The organism is Streptomyces durocortorensis, from assembly GCF_016901035.1.
In the GTDB taxonomy this organism is placed as follows: domain Bacteria; phylum Actinomycetota; class Actinomycetes; order Streptomycetales; family Streptomycetaceae; genus Streptomyces; species Streptomyces durocortorensis.
The window spans coordinates 1-10444 of sequence record NZ_JAFEUF010000231.1; the positions used below are offsets into that span (position 1 = coordinate 1).

The 10444-nt window shown below is 68.5% G+C and carries 8 protein-coding genes and 1 pseudogene; 6 read left to right on the top strand and 3 right to left on the bottom strand.

Going from position 1 to position 10444, the window contains the following annotated elements; genetic code table 11:
- Nucleotides 1–86: 86 nt before the first annotated feature.
- Nucleotides 87–296 (top strand): annotated as a pseudogene (locus JS521_RS29255) (tyrosine-type recombinase/integrase); the annotation flags it as partial.
- A gap of 374 nt (nt 297–670) precedes the next feature.
- Here the strand turns inward: JS521_RS29255 and JS521_RS29260 are convergent.
- The 3 genes from JS521_RS29260 to JS521_RS29270 form a co-directional block, all read right to left on the bottom strand.
- Nucleotides 671–1915, bottom strand: coding sequence for an McrC family protein (locus JS521_RS29260; RefSeq protein ID WP_205085955.1), 1245 nt, complete (start codon nt 1913–1915; stop codon nt 671–673).
- Nucleotides 1912–3768: a DUF4357 domain-containing protein gene (locus tag JS521_RS29265; RefSeq protein WP_205085956.1), complete on the bottom strand. Its 1857-nt coding sequence runs from the start codon at nt 3766–3768 to the stop codon at nt 1912–1914. Before JS521_RS29265 ends, JS521_RS29260 begins: the two co-directional genes overlap by 4 nt.
- A gap of 65 nt (nt 3769–3833) precedes the next feature.
- Complete coding sequence (locus tag JS521_RS29270; RefSeq protein ID WP_205085957.1) at nt 3834–4784, bottom strand: GIY-YIG nuclease family protein; 951 nt, start codon at nt 4782–4784, stop codon at nt 3834–3836.
- A 161-nt stretch (nt 4785–4945) separates the two neighbouring features.
- Between JS521_RS29270 and JS521_RS29275 the strand changes: the two genes are divergently transcribed.
- The 5 genes from JS521_RS29275 (at nt 4946) to JS521_RS29290 (ending at nt 10414) form a co-directional block, all read left to right on the top strand.
- Nucleotides 4946–5635, top strand: coding sequence for a hypothetical protein (locus JS521_RS29275; protein ID WP_205085958.1), 690 nt, complete (start codon nt 4946–4948; stop codon nt 5633–5635).
- Between the two features lie 245 nt (nt 5636–5880).
- Nucleotides 5881–6078, top strand: a complete 198-nt coding sequence (locus JS521_RS36960) for a hypothetical protein (RefSeq protein WP_239487993.1) — start codon at nt 5881–5883, stop codon at nt 6076–6078.
- 3 nt (nt 6079–6081) lie between these two features.
- A complete protein-coding gene (locus JS521_RS36965) occupies nt 6082–6828 on the top strand; it encodes a serine/threonine-protein kinase (RefSeq protein WP_307847968.1) in 747 nt (248 codons plus the stop codon).
- Between the two features lie 824 nt (nt 6829–7652).
- Complete coding sequence (locus JS521_RS29285; protein ID WP_205085959.1) at nt 7653–10013, top strand: sensor histidine kinase; 2361 nt, start codon at nt 7653–7655, stop codon at nt 10011–10013.
- Nucleotides 10010–10414 (top strand): roadblock/LC7 domain-containing protein, encoded by a 405-nt coding sequence (locus tag JS521_RS29290; protein ID WP_030716522.1) that lies wholly within the window; start codon nt 10010–10012, stop codon nt 10412–10414. The genes JS521_RS29285 and JS521_RS29290 overlap by 4 nt, the downstream gene beginning before the upstream one ends.
- The last annotated feature ends 30 nt before the right edge of the window (nt 10415–10444 follow it).

Sequence of the window (10444 nt, forward strand, 5' to 3'; positions counted from 1 at the left end):
GACCATGATCGCCACAAACGGATCATGCCACCTGCCAGCAACGACGCCTCACCCGCTATCACGCACCAACTCGTAAGGGTCGCCGGTGGGAGAAGTCGCACGACAAGATGATGCATGCTCTCCGGCACCTGTACGCGTCCATGATGATCAACGGCGGGGTGGACGTGTACACGCTCGCGGACAGGCTCGGACACTCCGATCCGGCGTGTACTCTCCGTAAGTATGTCCACCGCGTCGCGGGCGCCGGGTCGAAGGTCCGCCAGGCGGTCAAGGGCATGTATTCGAAGGCTGCTTGACCTTGATCAACCCACCTTGTGCAACATTTGTGCAAGATGATCTTCAGGCGGTGCCGTCCATGCAGGTCAAGGTCATAGTGGTGGAGTTCCGGGACATCTGACCGCCTTCAGAAACAACACCGCCGATTCCCTCCTGACCTGCATGTATGCGAGCCAGGAGGGGATTCACCAGCGCCTGTGGGACTTGTCTGGGACTTTGGGCCTGGGCAGAGAGAGTGCCGGCCTCTGGGGCCTGGGGGCCAGCGTGGTCGGCGCTCCGCGTGGTGCCATCGGAGTCATGCCGGCCAGCCGCCCAATCGGGGAAGACCCGCTTCAACGGGCCGTCAGCGACTCAGGATGCGCAGCCGTGCGTCACGTGCACCGGCTCAGGTGTTCTAGGAACGCCCAGAGGGTGCCCCGCCCTGAGGCGACATTGCCGCGCCGTGAAGCATGTGCCGAGCCAGCGCGTCGATCTCGGCAAGCAACCCCGCCGACTGCTGGTCCAAGTCGATGGCGTGCTGGTGGAGGACGGTACCGGCATGTCGCACACGGTGACTGATGTGCGGAGTGTTGCCCTTCGCGTACACCAAATGCCCCTCGGGCAACCCTAGGGCCGTGCAATAAGCCAGCATTTGGTAGAAGTCCTCGTTCGGAAAGCCGCGGTTCCTGCGGGCCTTGTACTTGGCGTCGGCGACGATCGTCGGCACGCCGGAGTCTCCGTACCAGACGAAGTCGGGTCGCAGACGGATGGATTCCCCTTCGTCCATGTGGATGTTCCGCGCCTGTAGGGCACTCCTGCCGCCGTAGGTGCGCATTGCCTCCCGCAGTGCCTTGCAGATGAAGTCCTCATAGACGCCGTTCATGTCGAAGAGGAATCCGTCCATGCGCAGCCGTCCCGGCAGATGCTCCGTCGACGACCCCTGCAACACCGCCTCGGCAAGGTGGAGTGCCGAGTGATAGCGGGCGTTGAGCCGCGTCGGCTGCCAGCAGGGAGGTGCCTGCCCCGACACGAGCGGTGTGATGTCCGCCAGCCGGGACCGCTGGTGCATCAGGCGCGCGCGTACGGCCCCTGGGACACCGGGGAGGCGCAGGAGTCGATCTACGGCCGCGCAGAGGAGGCGGTTCTCGGCGATATCGGTGGTGAACTCGTCGAAAACCACCTCCACGGGCAGGGGCATTCCGAACCTGTGCCGGATCTGTTCGGCCTCACGAAGCCGGCCGCGCATGACATGGGAGGACTCCTCGGTGGTCCGATAGCCCTGGAGCAAGCCCTGCCGCAGTGCACGGTCGATCTGCCGCTCGACGGCGTGAGCGAGCGCCGGAAGGAGCTCGTCCTGGTCAGCCAGATCGACGCTGCCGTCCCGCCAGCCTCGCGGGTTGCTGCTGTAGCCGACCAGGAAGAGGAGACGAGCGACCGGCACCTTGGGGGTGATGTGCACCGTGATGCTTTCGGCGCCCGGAACGGCCAGCGCGACAGCCCCGACCTTGCTCCCCGCACGCAGCCGCCAGGCGCCTGGTTCATAAGGGTCCGGCCCGGCCTCTTCGAGAATCCTGGAGGCGACCAGTGCACGGCCCGCTGCATCCGGCAGGCGGAACGATCGTGCAGGCGCGTGCTCGACGAGTGTAACGACGGGCGTCACTCCGAGCCGGGCCCTTCACCCGGTTCCGGGGGTGAGGGACGCGATGCCAGCGCCTTGCGCAGCGCCGGCAGGCCGTAGCGACCCTCGCTGTCCACGCCTTCGCCGTAGTGGTGTTCCTCCAGCAACGGGAGAATCTTGGTCCGCCAGGTCCGTTCCAGTCCCCCCTCGCGGTAGACGCCAGGCTTCATCAGATACGACGGCCCGACCTGGAAGTCAGGGTCGTCGATGCGGGCGTTGAGGGCCTCCAGCAGGTCCGCGGGCTCAGAGTCCCTCTCCTTGGCCTTCAACCAGCAGCGCAGCAGTCCTCGGGTCGGCTCGATGCGTGGGGACAGCTCGACGAAGGCGAAACGCCGACGCATCGCCGCGTCGACGAGGGCGATCGAGCGGTCGGCCGTGTTCATGGTGCCGATGATGAAGAGGTTGCGTGGCAGGAAGAAGTCCTCGTCCGAATAGGTCAGCTGGATCGACCGGTCCCGGTACTCGAGGAGGAAATAGAGCTCGCCGAAAACCTTGGCGAGGTTGGCCCGGTTGATCTCATCGATGACCAGGAAGTGAGGAATGTGCCTGTTGCCCTCCCGGCGGGCCAGTTCGGCGAACTCCCGCAAGGGGCCGGCCGTGAGCCGGAAGGCGACCTGATGCGTCCCGGGGTCCTCACGAGGGCGGAAACCCTCGAAGAAGTCCTCGTAGGAGTACGAAGGATGGAACTGGACCAGCTCGACCTGCTCGCGTCCACCACCGAAGAACTCGGCGAGCTCCTGCGCGAGGAAGGTCTTGCCGGTACCTGGAGGCCCGTAAAAGATCAGCTGCTTCTCGTCGTCGAGCAGTTGCCGGACCTCCTGCAACCACTCCTGGGAGTGTACGTGGAGCTTCTCCCGCAGCACTTCGGTGGGCTCGGGCAGCTCCACCTCACGGCGAGCGATAACGGCCAGGGGCTCGACACTGGCCCCGGCACCATCGGCCTGCGCCTCCTCCACGAGCTCCTTGTCGGTGACCCCGAGGCCGTCGACGATTGCTTTGACCGTGGTGAGGTCGACCACGTCGTGACGCACCGACACTTTCTGCCGCAGTTCCTCGGGCAACTCCTTCAGAGGGAAGCCGTCGTCGCCGCCCCACTCCACGGGACGCCACAGAATGCGGCTTCCGTCCTCAGCGATGCGCTGCTCGACGTTGCCCGTGATCTCTCCGGCATAGAGTCGGCCGTCGGACACCGCGCAGACCGTGTCGCCCGGTCTCATCCTGGAGAAGAAGGCGTGCAACTCCTCTACGAGCTGCACCTTCTCGGTGTATAGCGCGGTCGACTCGTAGTCCTGCTCGACGAAAGTGCGTAGCTGATCCTTGCTGACGCCTTGGGCCACGTCCGGACGCAGTCGAACGGCGGCGAGAGACACTCTTCCGTCGGGAAGCCACGCTCGTCGGAACAGGTCAGGCCCGGAGGAGTGGGGGCTCCGCACCAGCCACGCGCGGCTGGGGCCCGACCAGACCTGGTCGAGAAAATCGGCGAGCGGGCGGCCGTCGGCGGTCTTCCACTCCAGCCACCCGTTGCAGCCGCGGCCCATGAGGATGTCGCCCGCGGCGGACGGCGAATTGCATTCCACGTCCTGCACCACTTCGAGCCACCCCGGCCGCGTGGCGGTCTCGCGTATCGCCCCGTCCGCGATCAGCCTCTCGCGCAATCTGTGCGAGGACGGCGTTCTCTCCGGGAACGACGGGACGACCTCTGGTCGCGCCGGGGAGCCTGCGAGCACCACCATCTTCTGGCTGCCGTTGGGCCCCGTCTCTGACAGCAGCCGGCCTCTCGCCGAGGGCCCGCCGTGCGGTAGGCGCAGCTGGAACTCCGGGTACGAATCGAGCATCGGTCTCCTAGGGTCGGGCAGTGCGGCGGGGCGGCGGTCTCAGCACCCTCGACAAGTGGGCACGGTCAGCCAGGAGTACGCCGTGGACGCGCACTTCGGCGATGGAGCTGCGGCAGCCATTCATCCGGCCCCGGCTGAGGAGGGACCAGATACGAGCGGCCCTCGGGTCGGGGGGCCCAGTTGCGTGGTGCCGGAAGAGCGAGCGCGGCGCGGGCGGCCTCGAGCATGCCCTCGGAAAGGTCGCGCTCCAGCGCATTGAGGACTAGAGGAAAGCCCTCCCGAGTCCACCGAGGGCTCCAGGTACGGGACACCACTTGGCAAGGTTCCCAAGCCTCGAAGATTACGCTCGTATACGCGCCACTGCCGTCGGCCGCGTCGGAGAGCCAGACGAGCCGGAACCCGGTATCGAAGCGTTCTCGGCCGTTGAGGGCTCCATTGGCAACGCGTTGTGTCCGGTCAAGGTACGGGACGGGGTCGTCGGTGCCGTCATGGTCTCCGTCGCTGAACCCGGCTACCCAGCCCGGCTGCCCGGCGCCGTAGATCTCCAGCTGATCGCCGTCCGAATGAGCCTGCCAGAGATCGAGGACCTCCCAGCCATTCCCGGAGAACGGCGCGGGCATCACCAGCACTGCGAAGACCTGCCCGGCGGCTAGCGACAGGGAGACCCGGTCTCCTCTCTTGACCAGGTGCCTCCTGCCCGTCTCCCAGGCCCCGATGCCGTTCACGGCCAGCACACACTCGCGCACCGTCTGCACGGCATCGTCGATCGAGACCGTGAAGAACTCCTTGCGGGAGACCCGCTGGTCCGCGAGATGTTGATGGACCAGCCGCTCGACTTCCCTCCACCGCATGGTGAGCCCCCTAAAGGCGACGTCGAAGGGAAGCGGCACTCCTGTCGGCCTGGAGAGCTCCTGCGCTCGGTCCTCGGGCAGCTGCGTCGTGAACCCGATCTTCACGAGGCCCTGCATTGCAGGGTTGCTCATGACGTAGACGAAGCCGGTCTCGTGGGTGGGCATGGAGGCATTGTGGGGCTCGCGTGATCCACTTCGATATCGCTTCGCACATTTCCAGCCAACCTCGGTACCTCAGCCGTCAGACATCCCGCCGCACGTTGCCCTGCCCGGCGGCCGACGTTCATGATCTACGGCAGGACACCGTCATAGCGCGGGGGGAAACGGTGGGCGCTGAAGCATCGAACGGACCGGCCAGGCAGCGGCACGCCGAGGACCTGCTCGCGGCGGTCTCCATGACGTCCTCGCAGTTCGCCCAGGCGATCGGCCGCTTCGACGGCGATACACCGGCCATGGTGACAGCCGCCATCCACACGGCCGGGCGCGCCTTCTCCGAGCTCGACGCCTGCAACGATGTCATCGACGACGCGTCGGAAACGGGCCGGGCCATCGCCGACCGGTTGTGTGCGCTGCTTTCGACGGGAGCCGTCGAGGACGTCGCCCTGGAGCTGGAGGCTCTGGAAGCCGTCTCCGCTCGCGTTCGCGGCACGGACCAGACTCGTCTGTTGCTCCATCGTGTCCTCGGACGGGAGGCGTCGGCCAAGCGGGCTCTACCGGGTGTCCGGCACCTGTCTGGGGCGGACCTGCCCTACCTCCCTTCCTCGTACCAGGACGAACAGGGTTTCGACGACCTCGTGGCCATGGCCGCCCGCGAGGACGAGCTGGCGCCACGGCTGCGTGAGGCCCACGCCGAACGTCTCGACAAGGTGGCCGCCCACCTGGTCCGCGTGGTGGAACAAGCCGCGGCCGTGGGCTTCGCCGACGAGGTGTTCGCCCAGGAGTCGGTCCGCGAGGCACGCCATGCCTACGAGTTGTGGGTGCAGTGCCTGAAGGAGCGTGGGCGAGACCTCGGCTAGGCCCTGTCCGGCAGTCTCCATCGCGGCGACGCGCCCACGTCCGGCTCGGAGCGGGCAGATTCTCCCTCTCCACCCATACAGGGCTGTGTCTCTCGGCGGATACCGTGTGCGGTACGGCCGAACACGTCAGCCCTGTCCCATACGTCCGAGCAGGAAGGCCCCTCGTGCACATCGCGCCCCTGAGCCCGCACGACCCCGCTGAGCTGGGCGGCTACGAGCTTCTCGGCCGTATTGGGCACGGTGGCATGGGACAGGTTTACCTGGGAGAGTCTCCCGGCGGGGAGCCCGCCGCCGTCAAGGTGATCAAGCCGTCGGTCGTGGACTGCGAGACCCGGCAGCGCTTCGCCCAGGAAGTGGAGATCCTCAAGACGATCTGGGGCGCGCGGATCGCGGCGCTCCTGGACGCCGATGCGGAGGCCGACCCGCCGTGGCTCGCGACGTAGTACATCGAGGGGCTCGACCTGAGCAGGCACGTGGCGCGTCACGGCCCACTCCCCTCGCTGCTCACGGCTTCCCTCGGGGCGACCCTCGCCGAAGCGCTCGCGACCGTGCACAAGCAGGGCATGCTGCACCGTGACCTCAAGCCCGCCAACGTGCTGCTCGGCCCCAACGGGCCGAAGGTCATCGACTTCGGGCTCGCGGTCTTCGCCGAGTCGAGCGTCTCCCTGACCGCGCCCAACACCGTGGTCGGCACCCCGTCGTGCATGCCGCCGGAGCAGGCGAGAGGCGACCGGCCGCTCACGCCCGCGGTCGACGTATACGCGCTCGGTGCCGTGATGTTGTTCGCCGCTTCCGGCCGCCTTCCGTACCAAGCGGCCAACATCCATGTCCTTTTCCATCAGGTCACCGATCCAGAGACGGCTCCCGACCTGTCGGGGGCGCCCAACGAGCTGGTGCCTCTGCTGACGGCGATGCTGGCGCACCAGGCCGAGGACCGGCCCGCTCTGAGCGACGTCGTGCAGCAGTGTCGGGGAGTGATCGAAGCGCAGGGCTTCAATGACCAGGCGGGTGGTGGTCTTGTCGTGGTAGCCGAGAGCCTTCGCGATGACGGGGGCCGAGGCCTGGAGGACGAGTTGGCGGATCGCGGAGGCCCTGCCGCGCTGCGGTGGGACGCCGATCTTCCGCAGGTGGACTTGGAGGCTGACCGGGTTCATCGGCTGTCCGGGCTGGCGGCCGGGGAAGAGCCACTGTGAGCTTCTGCTGCTGGCGTAGGGCAGGTGGTGGCAGTACAGGAGGTATGTCCGCATGAGGTCAGCGACGGGCTTCGGAAGTGGGGACGGCGGGTCTCCCAGCCGGTCGTCGATGACGTCGACAGCGAGACGGACGATGCGGGTGACGGGCTGCGCGTAGAGCAGAACGAGCGCGGCGGCGACCCGGGCTCGCACGTCGTTGAGGGTCCGCCGGAGCATGGCGAGTCGGCGGTGCTGTTGCAGCGGCACCTGGTCCTGGTTGATGACCTGGGGTGGCGGGGTGAGGCGGGGCATCCGGCTCGTCTTCATGCACCAGCGCAGGAACGTCTGAGCCGGGCGCCGGGTGGCCGGCTTCTCGGTGTGCCAGGCATCGAGCTCGGCCTGCTGGCAGTGATTCGACAGTGCGGCCTCGGTCTGCGAGCCAGGCGAGGAATGCGCCGGCCTGGGTGATCTCCTGCTTCGCCTGGCTGGTCCGGGAACGTCCCAGAGGCCACTTCTCCGCCTTGCTCCGCAGGCGCGCGCTGGTCGGGCAGGGTTCACACGGTTGGCCACGGACGTTCGCCCCGGAGCCAAAGCGCTTTGTTTTATGCTCACTTGCGAGCGAAGCAGGAGCATCTCTGTGTGGTCGATGCGCATATTTTTCAGGGATTCACCCGCCCGGAAGCGCGCACTACGGCATAGGATCATGCCGCGCGCCCCCGGGGCCACTTGAGCCCCACCAGCACCACACCCCCACCAGCACGTCATCACCGACACCCCCACAACCCGTTAACAGGTATCCGCGTGTCACCGATACTCAAGCCCGGTTCCGGCGACGGAGCCGCGCAGTGAAAATCAATCGTCGCCTCGTACTCCTCGTCAGCGCACCGCTCACCGTGGCCGTCGCCTTCTCGGTCCTGGCTCTCGCCCCTGCGACCAATCAGGCGCTCCAGGCCGAACGGCTGACCTCCATGGTCGAAGTCGCGGATGAAGCAAGTGAGTTGACCTACCGGCTACAACGTGAGCGGGCGGCGGCCACCGCCCTGGTCTCCGAGCAGGGAAGCGCGGAGGCGTTCCGGTTACGTGCGGAGGAGACCGACCGGAGCATCGCCGGCTTCCGCAGCCGGGCCGGGAGACTCTCCGCCGTACCCGGCAGCGCCAAGGGCGCGCTGGACCGAATCGAGCGGTTCGCCGAGGAAATGCCCGGGCTCCGCGCCCAGGTGCGCTCGGGAAGCAGCACCGTCTCCGCCCTCGCCTTCGGCTACCGGATCGTGATCGCCGACCTCATCGGCTACCGCGACGGCATCGCGCAGGCGGACGGCGTGGACGCCGACATCGCGGACCGGATCCGCGCCGCGGCCGCCCTGTCCGAGGCCGCCGAGCACACGGCCCAGCAGCAGGTCACGGTGGCCCGAGCTCAGGCCGCGGGCGGGTTCACCACCGCATCGCAGCGGACCTTCGACGCCGGCCGGCTGGGCTACACCGAGTCGACCGGCGCCATGTTCGACCTCGGGCCGGGCGCCTGGCGGACCTGGCTGGAGCGCACCCTCTCCGGGGCGAAGGCCCTGGAGGCCCGGCGCCTTGAGGACGAGATCGGGCGCACAAGCGCCGGCAAGGACATCACCGTCACGCCGCAGGCCTGGCAGAAGGCGGCCAACGACCGTCAGGGGCTGCTGCGTTCGGTGGAGAAGCGGGTCGACGCTGCCGTTCTCGCCCAGGTCGCCGACGTACGCACCACTCTCATCTGGACGGCCGGCGCTGAGGTCGCCCTGGTGGTGCTGACACTCGTCGGCGTCGTCGTCGTCGCGATCCGCCTGGGGCGCGTCATGATCCGGCGACTGCGCGAGCTGCGCAACGCCGCGCACGAGGTCGCCCACTCCGGGCTGCCCACCGTGATGAGCGAGCTGTCCCAGCCCGGCGCGCTGCGCGGTGCGACGCCCGAGGAGGTGGCCCGGCGGACCGGCGATCCGGTCCGGACCACGGGCGAGGACGAGATCGGCGAGGTCGGTGAGGCGTTCAACGCCGTTCACCACGAAGCCGTCCGCCTGGCCGCACAACAGGCTCAGACACACGAGCAGTTGGCCGAGACGCTGGTCGGTGTCGCACGCCGAGGAGCCCGGTTGACCGCGGTCATGGTGTCCGAGCTGGACACCGTGCAGCGCGACGAGGCCGACCCCGTACGGATGAAGACCCTCTTCGCTCTCGACCATCTCGCCGTCCGCATGGAGCGCAACACCAACAACCTCCTGGTGCTCGGTGGTTACGGAAACGCCCGGGTGCGCGCGGCCGATGTCGGGTGCTCCACCGTCATCGTGGCCGCCGCGCAGCAGATCGAGCGGTTCGACCGCGTCTCCCTCGGCGTGATCGAGTCGGGGATCGGCATCACCGCCCGCGCCGTCCACGACGTGGCGCACATCCTGGCGGAGCTCCTCGACAACGCCACCCGGTACTCGCCCCCGGACAAGCAGGTCGGGGTCGCCGTCTGGCGGCTGTGGGACCGGGCCGTCGTGCAGATCGTCGACGAGGGCGTCGGCATGACGGCCGAGCGCCGCGCGGTCCACAACGCCGCGCTGCTCGAACCGCAGGCGGGCATCGGCGACGTACGGTCCATGGGGCTGCATGTGGTGGCCCGGCTCGCCGCCCGCCACGGCATCGTCGTCGAGCTGCGCGACTCGTCGGGCCCCGGCACGATCGCCGAGGTCACGCTGCCCGCGAAGGTACTGGCCCTGGACTTCGCGGAAGACCGGGGGGCGCCGCAGCGCGAGCCTGGCAACGATGTCGGCTACGAGACGCCCCGGCCGGTCACACCCCCGGGGCCGCAGGGCCGCCGGCAGCCGGCCCGCGCGGAGGTGCGGCCCGACCGCCACGGCACACCGGTCGGCGCCCCGATCGGCACACCGGTCGGCACGGGCCTGGGCGTGAGCGCCGGTACGGGCACGGGTGCCGACATGGGAGTCGGTACGGGCGTAGCCGCCAGTACGGGTACGGGCCCCGCCGCCGGCACGGGCCCCACCACCTCGCCCGCCGCGGGCAGGCGGGACACCGCCGAACAGCGCCCGGGCTCCGGTGCGCCGCGGCCGTCGCCCCGCCGCCGGGACTCCCGGCAGGTCTCCGACGTGCTGGCGGCCTACGCCCAGGGGATCAACAGGAGCACGAACCACCGGGGGCGTTCCGCCCCGGACGACCACACCGAACGGACCGAGAAATGACCACCTCCTCCGACCTGAGCTGGATCCTGAGCGATTTCGCCGGGCGCCTCCCGGAAGTCACGCAGGCGATAGCCGTGTCCGTGGACGGGCTCGCGCTGGCGTACACCGGCGTGGAACGCGACGACGCCGAGCGGCTGGCCGCCATCGCGTCCGGCGTCGTCAACCTGCTGTCCGCTGCGGCCCAGTTGACCGCCACCGACCCGGTGGAGCACAGCCTCACCGCGATGGAGGGCGGCTACATGTTCTCGATGGCGGTCTCCAGCGGCGCCTCGCTGCTCGTCACCACCACCAGGGACGCGGACATCGGCGAGGTCAGCTACATGATGTCCGAACTGATCAACCAGGTCGGCGATTCACTGTCGCCGGAGGTCCGCGACCCGAGCCTGCCGCCCGCACGCTGAACGCCCCCTCCCGACCGCCCCTCCCCCCCC